The sequence below is a fragment of the Nostoc sp. genome, from assembly GCF_036917155.1.
Lineage (GTDB): Bacteria > Cyanobacteriota > Cyanobacteriia > Cyanobacteriales > Nostocaceae > Nostoc.
Genome location: NZ_JBALDZ010000190.1, coordinates 1 through 16,823, shown reverse-complemented (window position 1 = coordinate 16,823; position 16,823 = coordinate 1). Strand labels below are relative to the sequence as shown.

The 16,823-nt window shown below is 43.6% G+C and carries 12 protein-coding genes and 1 pseudogene; 9 read left to right on the top strand and 4 right to left on the bottom strand.

The window, feature by feature from the left end; translation table 11 throughout:
* The 3 genes and pseudogenes from V7K67_RS24590 to V7K67_RS24580 all read left to right on the top strand — a co-directional run.
* Window positions 1-252, top strand: a pseudogene (locus V7K67_RS24590) (IS110 family transposase); the annotation flags it as partial.
* A 30-nt stretch (window positions 253-282) separates the two neighbouring features.
* Entirely contained in the window at window positions 283-504 is a 222-nt protein-coding gene (locus V7K67_RS24585) for a hypothetical protein (RefSeq protein WP_335168772.1), read from the top strand.
* A gap of 161 nt (window positions 505-665) precedes the next feature.
* Entirely contained in the window at window positions 666-917 is a 252-nt protein-coding gene (locus tag V7K67_RS24580; protein WP_334707564.1) for a hypothetical protein, read from the top strand.
* Between the two features lie 269 nt (window positions 918-1,186).
* On the opposite strand, the gene V7K67_RS24575 is transcribed toward V7K67_RS24580, so the two are convergent.
* The 4 genes from V7K67_RS24575 to lepA all read right to left on the bottom strand — a co-directional run bounded on the left by V7K67_RS24575 (window position 1,187) and on the right by lepA (window position 7,013).
* Complete coding sequence (locus tag V7K67_RS24575) at window positions 1,187-2,230, bottom strand: cyanophycinase (RefSeq protein WP_334705714.1); 1,044 nt, start codon at window positions 2,228-2,230, stop codon at window positions 1,187-1,189.
* A gap of 335 nt (window positions 2,231-2,565) precedes the next feature.
* Entirely contained in the window at window positions 2,566-3,753 is a 1,188-nt protein-coding gene (locus V7K67_RS24570; RefSeq protein WP_334728982.1) for a glycosyltransferase family 4 protein, read from the bottom strand.
* A gap of 242 nt (window positions 3,754-3,995) precedes the next feature.
* A complete protein-coding gene (locus V7K67_RS24565) occupies window positions 3,996-4,808 on the bottom strand; it encodes a PAS domain-containing protein (RefSeq protein WP_334728983.1) in 813 nt (270 codons plus the stop codon).
* Window positions 4,809-5,201: 393 nt separating this feature from the next.
* Complete coding sequence (gene lepA, locus V7K67_RS24560) at window positions 5,202-7,013, bottom strand: translation elongation factor 4 (protein WP_334728984.1); 1,812 nt, start codon at window positions 7,011-7,013, stop codon at window positions 5,202-5,204.
* A gap of 707 nt (window positions 7,014-7,720) precedes the next feature.
* On the opposite strand from lepA, the gene V7K67_RS24555 reads away from it, so the two are divergent.
* The 6 genes from V7K67_RS24555 (at window position 7,721) to V7K67_RS24530 (ending at window position 16,409) form a co-directional block, all read left to right on the top strand.
* Window positions 7,721-7,957, top strand: a complete 237-nt coding sequence (locus V7K67_RS24555) for a hypothetical protein (protein WP_179068670.1) — start codon at window positions 7,721-7,723, stop codon at window positions 7,955-7,957.
* Window positions 7,958-8,131: 174 nt separating this feature from the next.
* On the top strand, window positions 8,132-9,919 hold the full coding sequence (locus V7K67_RS24550) for a sensor histidine kinase (RefSeq protein ID WP_335168769.1): 1,788 nt from the start codon (window positions 8,132-8,134) through the stop codon (window positions 9,917-9,919).
* Window positions 9,920-10,683: 764 nt separating this feature from the next.
* The gene (locus tag V7K67_RS24545; protein WP_069069965.1) at window positions 10,684-10,914 is read left to right on the top strand and encodes a NifU family protein; all 231 of its coding nucleotides are present in this window, start codon (window positions 10,684-10,686) and stop codon (window positions 10,912-10,914) included.
* 78 nt (window positions 10,915-10,992) lie between these two features.
* Entirely contained in the window at window positions 10,993-13,227 is a 2,235-nt protein-coding gene (locus V7K67_RS24540) for a glycoside hydrolase (RefSeq protein ID WP_335168767.1), read from the top strand.
* 964 nt (window positions 13,228-14,191) lie between these two features.
* Window positions 14,192-14,818: a DUF1003 domain-containing protein gene (locus V7K67_RS24535; protein WP_335168765.1), complete on the top strand. Its 627-nt coding sequence runs from the start codon at window positions 14,192-14,194 to the stop codon at window positions 14,816-14,818.
* A gap of 112 nt (window positions 14,819-14,930) precedes the next feature.
* Window positions 14,931-16,409 carry an alpha-amylase gene (locus V7K67_RS24530; RefSeq protein ID WP_334705705.1) on the top strand — a complete coding sequence of 493 codons (1,479 nt, stop codon included), beginning with the start codon at window positions 14,931-14,933 and terminating at the stop codon, window positions 16,407-16,409.
* Window positions 16,410-16,823: the final 414 nt, after the last annotated feature.

Here is a 16,823-nt window from a genome sequence, read left to right as displayed (position 1 = left end):
GTAGTGGGCGGTTCAGACTTGTGTCGTAAGTCACTCTGGCAGTGGGTTTTTACTCGCATTGAACCGAAGCGATCGCGCCTCAAAAATGATATTGGGAAAACTTTGGGTGAACAGTTAGACACTGAAAAAGCTGCGGGTCGTCCTGTGAAGCTTGTCAGGAATCGCGTTGCAGCCAAAGGAGCAAGGTTACTGTTTAGAGAATTGGTAAAAGTCCACAGCCCAGTGGACACCAATCAAAGTCCAGTGGACTAATCAAATGTGACAAAAAGGGAATTACGACCAATGCAATTTAAACAATTTGATAGCCCTTACCATGCAGCTATCGACCGGGTATCGCGTATCCTCTCGCCTAAAACAATTTATAGAATTTTGACAGAGGGGTATTGCCTGGGTTTTCAAAAACTACCGCCAGATGTGTTTGTAGCCGCTTGTATTATTGTCTGCTTACACAGAATTTGTAACAGTCCATCAGCGCTGTTTACCTTTGGGAATTATGACGTGTGAGAAGTGCGGATCTGAAACTTGGAGCGACGACGATTTACACTGGCTATGGTGCAAAAACCCCAGGTGCATTAAGCATTATGGCAATGACAAAGAATTGATGCGGGAATTTTTCGCGGAGATTAGACGTATGGAAAGCGCTAACTATCGCTATGGACAGAGGGATGAGTATTGATTCTAGCCGTTATGAAGAACTTTCAAAAATTGCTGATAAAGCAAATGAATTTCTTCACGAGCATGAATGCCCAGAGTTTGAAATCATTGGCATTAATTGGGATGAGGATGAGAGCCAATGGGTAGTTAGCTATTACAGCGATTACAGCAATCACGAATTTATCAATGTCTGGGTAGCTACCACAGAAAGAGGATATCGGCTTGCAGGGCATAGCTTTGAGCCGATAGAAGTTAAATTTTAAGTGACAAAATGGAGATTATGCCCAAATCAGAAAACCATTTTTTATCTGGTAGATGGGACGGGAAGGAATTTGTTAAAGCTGCCTGTGGGAAGGTAGTAAATTATTTTGAAACTTTACGCTTACTTGTCTCATGCCCTGAGTGCCAAGCTTTAATGCCGATTCCTTTCCCGCCTAAATTACTAGAGTGAAAGTAGGGGGATTGGGAATTGGGCGCAAGAGGCAGAGAGGTGCAGAGGGGAAAAACTTCCCCCTCATCCCCCCACTCCCACTCAATAGGGATTTGAATCAATCCGTCCCCTTTTAACACTCCTGAGATAGTACCCAGAGGTTGGTCTGTTTCTCAAGTTAAAGGTGTCGCCACTGCGAACTTTCCAAATTTTGTAATTGGAAAAGGTCAAAGGCTTTCGGGGTTCGCATACTTCCGGCTGATGATTGCCAAGTACAAAGTACGCTGCACCCCTACCCATAACTTTCACCAAACCGTTTTTATCCACAAGAACAGATGTACTTTCACTAACCGCTATACCTAAAACACTGCTAGATACACCATCCTTAATTTGACGGGCAATGAAAGTCATAATTCGACCCATTCTTTCCCGTCTGTCAAAGTGTGTATCTACAATAGTTCCCTTCAAATTACTCCAATTAAAAAAGTTGTAAGTAAAAGTAATGTCTCGGTAGGGATCTTCGAGTGCGTCTCTAGTTTCGATGCCTTTTTCGGAAGAAGCGCAAGCATCATAGACACAATCACTTTGGATCATTGCACCCGCACTAGTGCCACCGACACCACCTCCCTTCAGGTAAACTGACTTAACGGCGGTTTCAAGCTTGGTATCTTTCCAGTTGCGGATATACTGACATTGGTCGCCGCCAGCAAAGAAAACTACATCAGCATTTCGGACTTTTTCAAAAATCTCGGATTTGTTTGCTTCTTGTCTACTGCTAACCACAAGAGTTTCTACAAAGTTTACGCCCTTCATGGCATAAATGAGCCGATTGTAATCGTGATTACCACTCGTGCGGATAACTACAACATTAACTTTGCTGTTGGAGTTACTACTTCCCCGAACTTGGTTAATCATCCACTGGATAGCATCATCGACATCGGGGCCACCCCCACCCAAACTCAGAACTGGCCCCCCTAAGGAAGGACGGACATCAAAGGAGGGAGAGGGGCGGACATCAACAGTGTCACCCAGGAAGTAGCGTTTCCAGTTTTCGATAAAACGGGTTATTAGGAAGGTTCCCATCTTCAACAACTTGATTCCTATATTTTTCAAGCGCCTTGCTATGCTTGGGAATGCCTTTGTCATACTAAGCTTCTAGAGCAAACTGCAATTATTGCTAGGCTGTGACGCATTTTAATTGCTTATTATTCGTGAAATTCGTCCTTTGTTACTAGTCATTTATCAGTCAATCTTTGTAAATAATCAATAACAAATGACAGTCTTGACAAAAAATGTGCAATCTAGATGTGCCTTAGCTTAACTGTCGCACTAGTGAGGGTAAAATTTCCAGCGTACAGGTCTTGTACTGTTTTTTAACGCAAAATAGCGCAGAGTGATCATTAATTCTCTGCGCTACTGTGCCAAAATATCTACATTGCTTTATTAGATCCCCGACTTCTTCAAGAAGTCGGGGATTTGTCTTACCAAGCTATTTGCGATCGCTCTTGCACAACTTGCTGATAAACTCGATCGGTTTGTCTGGCTAGTTTTGGCCAGCTAAAGCGGCGTTCTAAATCTTCATAAGCATTATCTACCAGCCATTGGCGATAACCTGGATTTTTCAACACTTCCAAAATTCCCCAAGCTAAAGAATCGGGATTGTTCACCCAAGTTACAATACCTGTTTTGGTATGTTGCACTACTTCAGGAAAACCACCAGTATCAGAAACTACTACAGGAACACGAGAAGCAAAGCTCTCTAAAGCCACAATTCCAAAGGGTTCATACAGACTCGGAAAAACGGCACAGTCAGCGACAGTTTGAAATTTATCTAAGTATTCATCGGAGAGAAAACCGGTAAAATAGCAATGATGCCAAATTCCCAGATCCCAGGCTTGGCGTTTAAGATGGTCAGTATTGCCGCCACCAACGATCACAAATTTAACATTACCTCCCATTTCTGAAAGTATCTTAGGTGCGGCATTGAGCAATATAGGTACACCTTTTTCGTAGGTCATGCGACCGAGGTAATAAACGATTTTCTCATTATCGGTGGCAAATTGGCGGCGAAAATCTAGAGCGTGAAAATCTACGTGATGCTGTTTCTTTTCGGCTCGGATACCGTTATAAATAACATCGATTTTATCCCAAGGACTATGTAGCGCTCGTTCTACTTCTTGGCGCATATAGTCGCTACAAACAATAATCCGCCAAGCGTTGTAAGCCAGCAAGGTTTCTTTGCCATTTATATAGCCTTGGATGTCTGTGTGAATACCGTTATAGCGTCCGTATTCTGTAGCATGAATTGTGGCAATTAGTGGTATTTTAAAATTATGCTTAAGAGCGATCGCAGCGTCTCCGACTAACCAATCATGGGCATGAATTAAATCAAAGGGCCCTTCCTCCAAAATTAACTTACCACCGTGATCTCCCATACTCAGGTTGAGATTGATTACCCAGTGGAAAAAGTCGTTACTATGTGCTACTGGCACTCGATGTACTTTTACTCCCTCAACTACCTCATACATCGATGCCTGACCAAACTCCGCTGTAATCAGGTGGATATCATGTCCTAGCTTTACCAGTTCCGGGTACAATTCCGCTACATGTCGCGCAATTCCCCCAATAATTCTTGGTGGAAACTCCCAACTCAATACCAGTATCTTCATCTACTAGACTCCCCGACACATTACAAATATCTAATATCTAAACAACTACATTTACCTAAAAATACAGGTCTAGCGAATGCAGTGAGTACTTTTACTAAAATTTTTAGATTTTTTAACAGTGATTTTATTAAAGGTTATCAACTGTAGGCTAAGGATAGGAAGCAATATGATACTAATTCGTAATTCGTAATTCGTAATTTGTAATTTGTAATTAGGACTATTGCTCGTTTTGCAACCAGGGTTCACGAAGGAGTAACGACGCAAACAGCATGAACTCGATCGCGCCCTTGCTGTTTAGCGATATATTGAAGTTTTACAATCATCCCTTGGTCATCAAATATCCCACGAACAATCCACTGTGTCCACCGTATCCCTTGGCAAGTTATGGCCCGATTTTCAAGGGTAATCACGGGATTTTCTAAACTAATGGAATTTACCAAATTAAACACACGTTCCCGATCTTCTTCAAACACAAGAGGTTCGTAGTGTTGGGCGATAATCTCTTCTCGCTTCAGTCCAAAAAATCGACAAAAAGCTTCATTAACGTAGGTAATAGTGCCATCGGGCAAGCATCTAGCAATCAGTTCCGTTTGGTTTTCAAGTATGGCACGATAACGCGCTTCGCTCTCTTGTAGTGCGACTTCTGCTTGTTTGTGTTCGCTAATATCAAACACTAAACCCTGAAGCAGCTGAGTTTGTCCATCGGCACATAAAACGAGATTGGCTTGGTTTCGTACCCAAATTGTTCTGCTATCGCACCTGATCATCCGATACTCGACACTCAAAGGCTCTCCGGTGTCAATTGTAGTGTTTACAGCTTGCCAAAAGCGATCGCGATCGTCTGAATGAGTGAAATCTAACCAACTTTTGAAGAAACCAAAATTCCAATCTTCGGGGGCAATGCCTAATAATTGTTGCAGTTGTGGACTAATATAAGCTTCTTTAGTAGTGTTATTAATCGGTGAGACATAAACAACGCCGGGAATTTGTTCTACCAGAGTGCGATACTTTTGCTCTGCCTCAGAGAGTTGTTCTTGGCCCTGCTTGCGACTCATGATGTTTTGAATTTCTACAATAAATTATCATTTTTTCTGTTAGAAATCCCGCACTAGAGGCACACTCAAGAATGGTTAAACCTGCCAACAGCAGGCTGGAACTCATTTGAGGCTTTTGTAATGAAAATTAATAAATCTTGAAGAAGAATACAGAATAAAAAATTTGGTGGGGGACTGAAAATAGTAGATTTAGACGCTCTTGCTAGTACAGCACGGCGTAAATAAACAGACCATTTCAAATAGTGTAAGAGCTTGGAATACAATTCTTTTGACTTCCGCCTTGCGGTACTAGCTTGGTTCTTTGCAGGAGTACGCGGACTCGCTTTGCCTAGCGATATCCGCCACTCGGACTCAAATTCATTCTGACTCCTGACTCCTGACTCCTAACTCCTATTAGTTTTGATCTAACCGCAGTACTGCCATAAAGGCTTCTTGGGGTACATCTACAGTACCTACAGATTTCATCCGTTTTTTACCTTTTGCTTGCTTCTGTAAAAGTTTCTTCTTCCGACTAATGTCACCACCATAGCACTTGGCGAGTACATCTTTCCGCAAAGCCGGGATATGTTCGCTGGCAATAACTTTACTACCAATAGATGCCTGAATTGGCACTTTGAATTGATGACGGGGAATTAGTTCTTTGAGTTTTTCTGCCATTGCCCGCCCGACATTGTAAGCTTTATCTCGATGCACAATCATCGCCAAGGAATCTACAGGATCGCCGTTAATCATGATATCCAGCTTCACCAAAGGATTTTCACGGTAGCCGATAATGTGATATTCCATACTGGCATAACCGCGCGATCGCGATTTCATCTGATCAAAGAAGTCAGTTACAACTTCCGCCAAAGGTAGCTCATAAGTAAGTGTGGTTCGTCCTTGGGTGAGATATTTCATATCTTTGAAGATGCCACGGCGATTTTGTGACAACTCCATCAAGCTGCCAACATAAGTTTCTGGCGTAATCATCTCTACTTGGACGTAAGGTTCTTCAATTCTTTCGCGATCGTTGGGAGAAGGTAAGCGGCTAGGATTATCGATGTACAGTTCCTCACCTTTCAGGGTAATCACCTTATAAACCACCGAGGGGGCTGTAATGATTAAATCTAGGTTATACTCTCGCTCTAGGCGTTCCTGAACGATTTCCATGTGCAGCAAACCCAAGAACCCACAACGGAAGCCAAAACCCATCGCGCTGGAAGTTTCTGGTTCGTAATGTAGCGCTGCATCGTTGAGTTCCAGCTTTTCCAAGGCTTCCCGCAAATCTTCAAATTGATCGGCATCAATGGGGAACATCCCGCAAAAAACCATTGGGTTCGCTTCTGCGTAACCTGGTAAGGGTGTCTCCGCTTTCGCCTTACTGAGGGTAATTGTGTCTCCTACCCGTGCATCAGCGACAGCTTTAATTGACGCTCCCAAATAGCCTACTTCCCCAGCGTGCAGTTCATCAACTTGCTTTTGAGTCGGAGAAAGGACACCCAACTCATCAATTTCAAATTCTTTACCGGATGCCATTAAATGGATGCGATCGCCTTTTTTCACGGTGCCATCCATCACTCGGAAATAGACAATTACTCCCCGGTAACTATCGTAATAGCTATCAAATATTAACGCTCGTAAGCGTTCATTTATCGTATTGGGCGGTGGCGGTATCCGTTCAACAACTGCTTCTAAAATCTCATCAATCCCAATTCCTTCTTTAGCAGAAGCCAGAATCGCCCCACTACAATCTAGACCGATAATTTCTTCAATTTCGCCAATTACCCGTTCTGGTTCAGCCCCCGGCAAATCGATTTTATTCAAAACCGGAATAATTTCCAGGTTGCTCTCTAACGCTAAATATACATTCGCCAAAGTTTGTGCTTCCACACCTTGGGACGCATCTACTACCAATAGCGCTCCTTCACAAGCAACAAGAGAGCGAGAGACTTCATACGAGAAATCCACATGTCCCGGAGTGTCAATTAAATTCAGTACATACTGCTGACCATCCTTAGCTGTGTAATTCATCCGGGCAGCTTGCAGCTTAATCGTAATGCCGCGCTCCCGTTCCAGATCCATGTTATCGAGAAACTGTTCCTTCATCTGTCGGTCTTCAACAGTACCAGTAGCTTGTAGCAAGCGATCGGCGAGGGTTGATTTCCCGTGGTCGATGTGAGCAATAATACAAAAATTGCGAATGCGAACTGCGGGAACGTCAGTCATATACTATCTTTGCCTTAGCAGCAACCAAAGTTAAAAGAGCAATTTACTTAATGTATTTTAATGCTTTCTTAGCCAAGACGCTCCGCTTTTAGTGAGGACTGGGGATTGGGGGCTGGGGACTAGGGACTGGGGACTGGGGATTAGGGACTAGGGATTAGGGATTGGGGATTAGGGACTAGGAAAGAGTTTTCCTAACTCAATAAATACTCAGTACCCAATACCCAGTCCCTAGTCCCCAATCCCCAATACCCAATCCCCAGTCCCCAATCCCCAGTCCCTAGTCCCTAATCCCCAGTCCCCAATCCCCAATACCCTGCCCCCTTCACCCCATCTTTAACTTTCGATCTCAATAGGTGGACTTTTAAGAATATTATGAAAGTCTATTTGTCGCTGCTAGTATTCAACAGCTAGGAGCGTACAATAAATGTAAATAAGTACATGTAGGGATCATGTAGCGATCGCGAGCAATTGCGACCTGTAATTGCTCAGAATCACTGATTTATCAGCAAAACATCTAAAGTCAATTGTCTAGTCAGTTATATGAAAAATGCGATTTGAAACTTTAAGCTGTTACTTTGGTGCTATTTCAGGGAACTATTTAAATGTGCCCTTAAAGATTTTTTAGTAAATTAGCCCAAATGATGAGTATAACTACTTTACAAAGCTTTAGACAAAACCAATTCAGAGAATTCAGAGTATATAAACCTATGAATATGCAAGAAAAAACTACCGAAGCGGGAAACACACAAACCGATAAGGTAGAAATTGCTGTCCGCTTGGACTCAGAGTTGCTAGAGCAAATTCAGCATCTTACGAATGACCCAAGTAAAGTGATTGAAGTGGCGATTCGCCAATGGTTGCGGGGTGAAATCCTCAGAGATGACGAACTAACGCGCACACCTGTGCGTACTCCTGTTCCTCCTCGCGGTGAATGGAACGATTGACACCATCATTCAGATGTCAATGGAAATAAAAAAAAAGTAAAGTTTACCAATCTGGTTTCCAGAACAACAAAAAATACCCAATCAAACACAAAAAAGCTGTAAAAATTTATGCATAAATTTGAGCGGCTTTAGTAAAATTACGGTCGGATACCCTTTGTCTATCCAACTCAATTAATGACTATTACTGCCAATTCCCAATTGCCGAATGTATTTTCCCAAAATCTGGAATCTATTACCAGTAAGACTGATGGCTTATTACCAACTCTAGGAGCCGAGTTGGTGTATACGCAAGATGGGGCAGGGCGCTATCTGACCTTTTGTTGGCAGTACAGCGAACTCCTGGGATTAAATACTGAAAAAATAGTTGATGCTCTGAACCAGACCCAAACCTTTGCCCCAGTGGATAAGGTTACTTATTTGGAACGATTGCACCGAATTTTGACAAGTTTGGTGCCAGAAAGGTTTCAATGTTGGTTTAGCTACCACCAGGAATTATTTGAGTTGGACTTAGTGATTAGTCCGATTATGCCGAGTTTGGGAACCACTGCCACTACAGTCTTAGTGATGGGACGCTTAGTACAAGCGACACTCAACAAAAAACAAGCGCGTGTGGCATCAAAAACGCCCACACAAATAGAGTTGGCTCTACGTTCACAGCAACACCAAAAACTGGTAAATCGTATTACCAGAAATATTCGTCGGACATTAGATTTAAATATTATTTGGCAGCAAACAGTTGACAGTTTGGGGAAAGCGCTGCGGCTAGAACGCTGCATTATTTGTCCTTATCAGCCCTCAAGCTCAAAAGTGCAGGTGAAGGCTGAGTATCGCCAACCACAACTCAAATCAATGCTTGGCTCAGACATAGATATACCTTCTGAGCCTGCCTTTGCTCAAGCCTTGGCAACCTTAGAACCAGTTGTGATGGAAGTACCTGGATATATGGGGTCTGGGCGGCAGAAAACTTTGGTGGTTGCGACTTGCTATCAAGACCAAGCCAATGGATTGATTGCCTTGAATTGGCAGGATGAATGCTACACGTTAACAGAATCGGAATTAGAACTAGCGAAAGAAGCAGCAGATCAATTGGGAACTGCGATCGCACATGCTACTTTATATGAAGAATTAGAAATAGCTCGTCAAAAAGCCGAAGAAGCTTCCCGCCTCAAAAGTGAGTTTCTGGCCAATGTATCCCATGAAATTCGTACCCCCCTCAACGGGATGATTGGCTTTTTAAAGCTGATTTTGGAAGGGATGGCAGATGACCCAGAAGAACAAAACCAGTTTTTGGCAGAAGCTCATCACTTATCGATACATTTGCTGAATATCATCAACGACATTTTGGACATTGCCAAAATCGAAGCTGGCAAAATGGAGCTAGCTTACGCTCCAGTCAAACTAGATGAGTTATTCAGTGATGTCGAAAGTTTCATGCGTCCCCAAGCAGAAATAAGAAACCTCAGCTTTCGGATGCAAATGCCAGCAACCTCAGATGAAATCATTGTCCAAAGCAACTACCAACGGTTACTACAAGTGATGCTCAATTTGGTAGGTAATGCCATCAAATTTACCCATGAGGGTGGCGTTACCGTCAGCGCCGATTTAGTACTCAAAAAAGCGAACTTTCAAGATCAGCAATTTCCTGGCATGGTGAGAGTACGTGTAGCAGACACCGGCATCGGTGTTTCTTTAGACAAACAAGATAAACTATTTCAATTATTCTCTCAGGTGGATGGCTCCCGCACTCGCCAGTACGGCGGTACAGGTTTGGGACTGGCAATATCCCAGAAGCTAGTAGAGGCAATGGGTGGCGAGGTACATTTTTATAGTTTGGGTGAAGGACTTGGCTCAACAGTCACATTCACCGTGCCACTATACCAACAACCAGTCATGGTTTCATCTAATGATAGCGACTCAACAAGTGGTGCTGTTAGCGATAGCGGGGCGTTTGGCCCGTGCTAAGTTAGTCATTGGTCATTTGGAACATTACCAGTACTGGGTTTTGAGTTTTAAATTTTAGATTTTTTTAACAATTATTATTTAATAACCATATTGTGCATAGGGCAAAACAGTTCCGAGTTACATTAGCAGTAGCGGGGTGTTGAGCCAGTACCCAGTCCTGAGTAAAGAAATGAGATTCCCCACTCACCACTCATTACTGGCTCAACGCCCCGCTATCCATGTACAGCACTCTTGAGGGGTATTGGGAAAAACCTTCCTTGTCCTCACCTCCTTGCGTTCTCTTCAGTATTTTAAAGGCTAAAGTAAAATAGGAGGGCTTGCACTACAAATTATTCAGCTAATCTAATGTCAAGTTGCTAAAATCAGCAGTGGTTTAGTCAAAAGTCATTAAAAACTGACACCTGACAATCTAGCGGCAATTAGATTTAGGATCGATTTAACAAAGCTGAAAAATAAAATTTTGGATAATGGTAAATGAGTCACGGCGCATCTGGTCAAGGGATCATGATTATTCAATGCCCAATGCCCAATGCCCCTCAAGAGTGCCGAGTAATGAGTGCTGAGTGCTGAGTGGGGAATCTCATTTCTTTACTCAGGACTGGGAACTCGGAACTCGGAACTGTTTTGCCCAATGCCCCTCAAGAGTGCCGAGTAATGAGTGCTGAGTGCTGAGTGGGGAATCTCATTTCTTTACTCAGGACTGGGAACTCGGAACTCGGAACTGTTTTGCCCAATGCCCATCCCTAACTTAGCAGGTCTAAACTATGGAACTCACAATTGACAACGTTGAAACAGTTTTAGATGAAATGCGCCCTTATCTTATGTCTGATGGCGGCAATGTGGAACTCGTAGAACTCGATGGGCCTATTGTAAAACTGCGGCTGCAAGGTGCTTGTGGTTCTTGTCCCAGTTCTGCAATGACCCTAAGAATGGGTATTGAGCGCCGTCTTAAGGAAATGATTCCCGAAATTGCAGAAATTGAGCAAGTGGTGTAAAAGTTAGGAGTTAGGAGTTAGGAGTTATGAGTTTTCAATTAACTCCTAACTCCTCATTCTTAACTCCTAACTATTGCTATGTCCCATCCTCTCTACATTGCTTTTATCTGGCATCAACATCAGCCGCTGTACAAATCTCCTGGCAGCGGCGTTTCGCTATCTCCGAGTCAGCACTACCGTCTACCTTGGGTACGTTTACATGGAACTAAAGATTATTTAGATTTGGTATTACTCTTAGAACAGTATCCTAAGCTACACCAAACGGTGAACTTAGTTCCATCGCTAATATTGCAACTAGAAGATTATATTGCTGGCACTGCCTTTGACCCTTACCTCACAGCCAGCTTGACACCAGATGAACAACTCACTCAGCAACAGCGGGAATTCATCATCCAACACTTTTTTGATGCCAATCACCATACCTTGATTGACCCCCATCCCCGCTATGCCCAGTTGTACTACCAAAGGCAGGAAAAAGGGCAAGCTTGGTGTTTAGCAAATTGGGAATTGCCAGATTATGGCGATTTGCTAGCTTGGCACAATTTGGCTTGGATCGATCCGCTGTTTTGGGATGACCCAGAAATTGCTGCTTGGTTAAAACAGGGACGGAATTTTACTTTAAGCGATCGCCAGCGCATTTATTCCAAACAGCGAGAAATTCTTAGCCGCATTATCCCCCAACATCGGAAAATGCAGGAGGCGGGGCAGCTAGAAGTTACCACCACGCCTTACACTCACCCAATTTTACCCTTACTAGCTGATACTAACTCTGGGCGAGTAGCTGTGCCCAATATGACACTACCAAAGCAACGCTTTCAGTGGACAGAAGATATTCCCCGCCACTTGCAGAAAGCTTGGAACTTTTATCAAGAACGCTTTGGACAGATCCCTCGTGGTTTGTGGCCTTCGGAACAGTCAGTAAGTCCGGCAGTACTTCCACATATTATTAACCAAGGTTTTAAGTGGATATGCTCAGATGAAGCCGTCTTAGGGTGGACGCTGAAACACTTTTTTCATCGGGATGGGGCGGGGAATGTGCAGCAACCAGAATTGTTGTACCGGCCCTATCGCCTGCAAACTGCTGAGGGTGACTTGTCAATCGTGTTTCGCGACCACAGATTATCAGATTTGATTGGCTTTACTTATAGTGCAATGCCAGCAAAACAGGCAGCAGCAGATTTAGTGGGACATTTACAAGCGATCGCTAAAATGCAAAGAGATAGTCAAAGTGAACAACCTTGGCTAGTTACCATCGCTTTGGATGGGGAGAATTGCTGGGAATTTTATCCCCAAGATGGCAAACCCTTTCTAGAAGCTTTGTATCAAAGTTTGAGCGATGAACCCCGCCTCAAACTCGTTACTGTCTCCGAATTTCTCGAAGAATTTCCAGCCACAGCTACCATCCCCGGAGGACAACTACATAGTGGTTCTTGGGTAGATGGCAGTTTCACCACTTGGATCGGCGATCCCGCCAAAAATCGTGCTTGGGATTATTTGACAGAAGCAAGAAAAATGCTGGCAAGTCATCCCGAAGCGACAGAAGAAAATAACCCCGAAGCGTGGGAAGCTTTGTATGCCGCAGAGGGTTCTGACTGGTTTTGGTGGTTTGGTGCAGGACACTCGTCAAATCAAGATGCCATCTTTGACCAGTTATTTCGAGAACATTTGTTTGGTATTTACAAAGCATTGAATGAACCTGTACCACCCTATCTTAAACAACCAGTAGAAATCCATGAAGCACAGGCAAACCACGCTCCACAAGGGTTTATTCATCCTGTTATCGATGGTAAGGGTGATGAGCAAGATTGGGACAAAGCTGGACGTATAGAAATTGGTAGGGCGCGGGGGACGATGCACAATAGCAGCGTCATCCAGCGACTTTGGTATGGGGTCGATCACTTAAATTTCTATTTGCGGCTGGACTTTAAAAATGGCGCTGCACCAGGGCGGGATTTGCCAACAGAGTTGAATTTACTGTGGTTCTATCCAGAAAAAACAATGGTCAATAGCCCAGTCCCCTTAGCAGATGTACCAGATGCAGCCCCACTTAATTATCTTTTCCACCACCTTTTAGAAGTTAACTTGCTGACGCAATCGATTCAGTTTCGGGAAGCTGGAGACAATTATCAATGGCAGCCCCGTTTTAGTCGCGCTCAAGTAGCAATAAATAGTTGTTTAGAGTTGGCAGTACCGTGGGCAGACTTGCAAGTTCCGCCAGATTATTCTCTGCGCCTGATTGTGGTGCTTGCAGATGAAGGGCGTTTTTCCAATTACTTGCCAGAAAATGCTTTGATTCCCATTGAGGTGCCTTAGAACTCAATACCTTGGTTTTACGAAATACCTATTAGGGGCGTACAGATGTATGCCCCTAAAGTCGATTTATTTGGAAATCATATTTAATTTTTCTAGTTTTAAATCTAAATAATCGAGCAGTATTGGGATGCGATCGCCTACGGTGGGATGAAGAGTGCTGAGTAAAAAGTGCTGTTAGCGGATAGCTAAGGTTTAGCCCGTGCTGAGTAAAAAGACCACGCCACTTGCGGGTGGGGTATCAACCTCCTCCTGAAAAGAAAGGATTCCGCCCACAAACGCGAGTGCGTCTCGCAGAGAGGGGCGGGGCTTTTAGCATACTGCGAAAGTACTGAGTACTCAACTTCAAAATTCAGCACTCAGCACTCAGTATGGTAAAACGCCATCGTCGGTAGAAGATAAGCAATAATCGATTGACACTCCCCGCGATAAATCGACGGGGATTCTTGGTTCAACGAGACCACTTAAACTAAGTTCCTTGCGTTACCTAGCCCAGAGGTGGGACTCTCCACTCTTGTTGCAACTGCCGTGCAAGTCCTGTTAGTTTGAAACAAATAGTCTCAAAATTCTGAGTCGTCACGCTCGGTATAAATCTTTTACCTACTGCTAGGAGGAAACTAGAACAATGCAGTAGAACCGCATAGATTTAATTGTCTTCGCGTAGCGTCTCCCCTTGGGAGAAGGTTCAGGTGTCTTTCGACAACAAGGTTTTTAGACAGGTTGATTACCTTTCCTGCTAGAATTAGTGTAGCACATACAGGCTACAAATGAATAGACCAAAAGTATACAATCTTAGGTTTTCAGATGAGGAGTGGGCAAAGCTTAAAGCTTATTCCGAGTTTAAGCAGGTTACTCCGGCTGAAATTTTGCGTGATTATATTAAGCGATTGCCAAATACAAAGCCGTCATAGAACGACGGGGCTTTAAACCCGATTTTTCGGTAACATCCAGATTCAGGAGTTGGTGCATGACCGATAACGCAGACTACACAGCGAACAGACACTTCAGTTCAGGTACTAACAAAATCAAAGAGAAAGCTTCTCGAAATCAAGTGATCACGGCTCCATTACCAGACCCGATTGCAAAAAACATTGAAGCGATTATTTCACTTCATACCCAGGAAGTTCGAGATATTCCCGTCCACCAGCGAATACTAGAAGCGATCGCTACATTCTTTGGGCGATCGATATTTATGTATAGTTTGCTAGTCATACTAGCTATCTGGATTTTTAGCAGTTTTTTCGATCGCTTTTTGCCATTCAACCTACCCTTGTTTAGCTGGTCAGGTCAAGGCTTAGACGCAGCGTCATTGGTGATCTCAACCGGAGTACTGGTACGACAAACTCGCCAAGAAAACTTTGCCGAACAACGGGCGCAATTGATGCTACAGCTTAACCTGCTCTCAGAGCAAAAAATTGCCAAGATTATTGCTCTATTAGAAGAACTCCGTACCGATTTGCCTAATGTGATAAATCGGCATGATTCGGAAGCGAAATTGATGCAGGAACCGGCTGACCCGATCGCAGTATTGGAAGCACTCCAGAAAAACCTGGCTGAAGAACTGTCATCCACAGAAGAAAACAATATGAGTTGATCCCAGTTTTTAGTAGACTTTTGTTTCTATTGAAAGACAAAAAATAAAACTTAATGTACACTCTTTGTGTCGGAAATCACAATTTATCGTAAGTTTTACTAGAGGGATGGACATGGCTCAACTGAATGGTGTAATGATGCAGTACTTCCATTGGTATATCCCTCCAGATGGCAATCTTTGGAATGAGTTTAAAGAGAAAGTCAAAGAGTTAGCTGATGCAGGTGTTACATCTGTTTGGTTACCCCCAGCTTACAAAGGAACAGGGGGTGGCTACGATGTCGGCTACGGAGTCTATGATATGTACGATCTAGGCGAGTTTGACCAGAAAGGCTCGGTTCGGACAAAGTACGGCACAAAAGACGAGTATATCGCTGCTGTTAAGGCGGCAAAAGCTGCTGGCATTCGAGTATATGCTGATGTTGTCCTTAACCACAAGTTAGGTGCAGACGAACCCGAAGAGGTGGAAGCAACGCCCTATAGTCCAGACGATCGCAACCAGCCCATCGGTGAGATGCAGACAATTAAAGTGTGGACTCACTTTACCTTTCCAGGTCGCCAAGGCAAATACTCTGATATGGAATGGCACTGGTGGCACTTCGACGCAGTTGATTACAACGTTTACAATGAAGGTGAGAACGCAGTTTACCTATTCAAAGATAAAAAATTTGATGACAACGTTGACCTGGAAAAAGGCGCTTTCGACTATCTCATGGGATGCGATTTGGATATGGAAAGTCCAGAAGTTCGCGAGGAGTTGAATCGCTGGGGTGAGTGGTTTGTAGAAACCACTGATATAGATGGCTTTCGTTTTGATGCGGTTAAACACGTTAGAGCTGGCTTTTTCCCAGAATGGCTGCAACACTGTCGCCAAAAGGCTGGTCGCGATCTTTTTGCCGTCGGTGAGTATTGGTCTTATGAAGTTGAAGCGCTGCACCATTTCATTAGCGTCACCGGTGGCGATGTGATGTTGTTTGATGCGCCATTGCACTATAACTTTAGCGCTGCCAGCAAACAAGGCAATGACTACGATATGCGGCAGATATTTGATAACACATTGGTGCAACAGCAACCTGCTTTAGCCGTCACCTTAGTTGACAACCATGATTCTCAACCCTTGCAGTCATTGGAATCTGTAGTGGAAGGCTGGTTTAAACCGTTGGCTTATGCGTTGATTCTACTGCGAAGTGATGGTTATCCCTGTATCTTCTATGCGGATTACTATGGTGCTAATTACAAGGATACGGGCAGCGATGGCAATGAGCATGAGATTTGGCTCGATAGTCATCAATGGATAATTGATAAATTTTTGCACGCTCGTCAAACTTATGCCTATGGCGACCAATACGATTACTTCGATCACGCCAATACAATCGCCTGGACACGCTTAGGAGATGAAGAACATCCTGGCGGTATGGCAGTTGTTCTGAGTAATGGAGGAGAAGGGACTAAGTGGATGGAAGTTGGGCAACCCAACAGCACTTACATTGATATTACTGAACATATCAGCGAACCTGTGACAACGAATGATGAAGGCTGGGCTGATTTTCGATGCGATGCTGGTTCTGTTTCTGTGTGGGTTCCACAGTCTTAGTCGAGCTTTTAGTAGCATTCATGCAGAAAGTTACGCACTTGACAAAATACTGCTTAAAAGAGAACTTAAGCAGTATTTTGTGGATAAGCCACAATCCTTATTATTACGTTACAAAGCAATTGAAAATTGCCTAAAAAGATTCAATCTAGACAATGTTTAGTAACTACTCTTCACAATCATCAAGGTTTTGAACGACGTTTTTTAGGCTTAGGTTTGATGAGAACGGAGAGGGGGGGATTCGAACCCCCGTTAAGTTTCCCTAAACAGACTTTCACCTTCTGCCCTATAGTGACAGTGATTTCTTCGTATTCTTCACTATTTCTTATTTGCTGGTTTGTATACAACATTTCGTTTTTTACCTGTAAGGTCTACTAAGTTAATCGGAGGAACACTTGTGCCTACATTCAAGTAAGC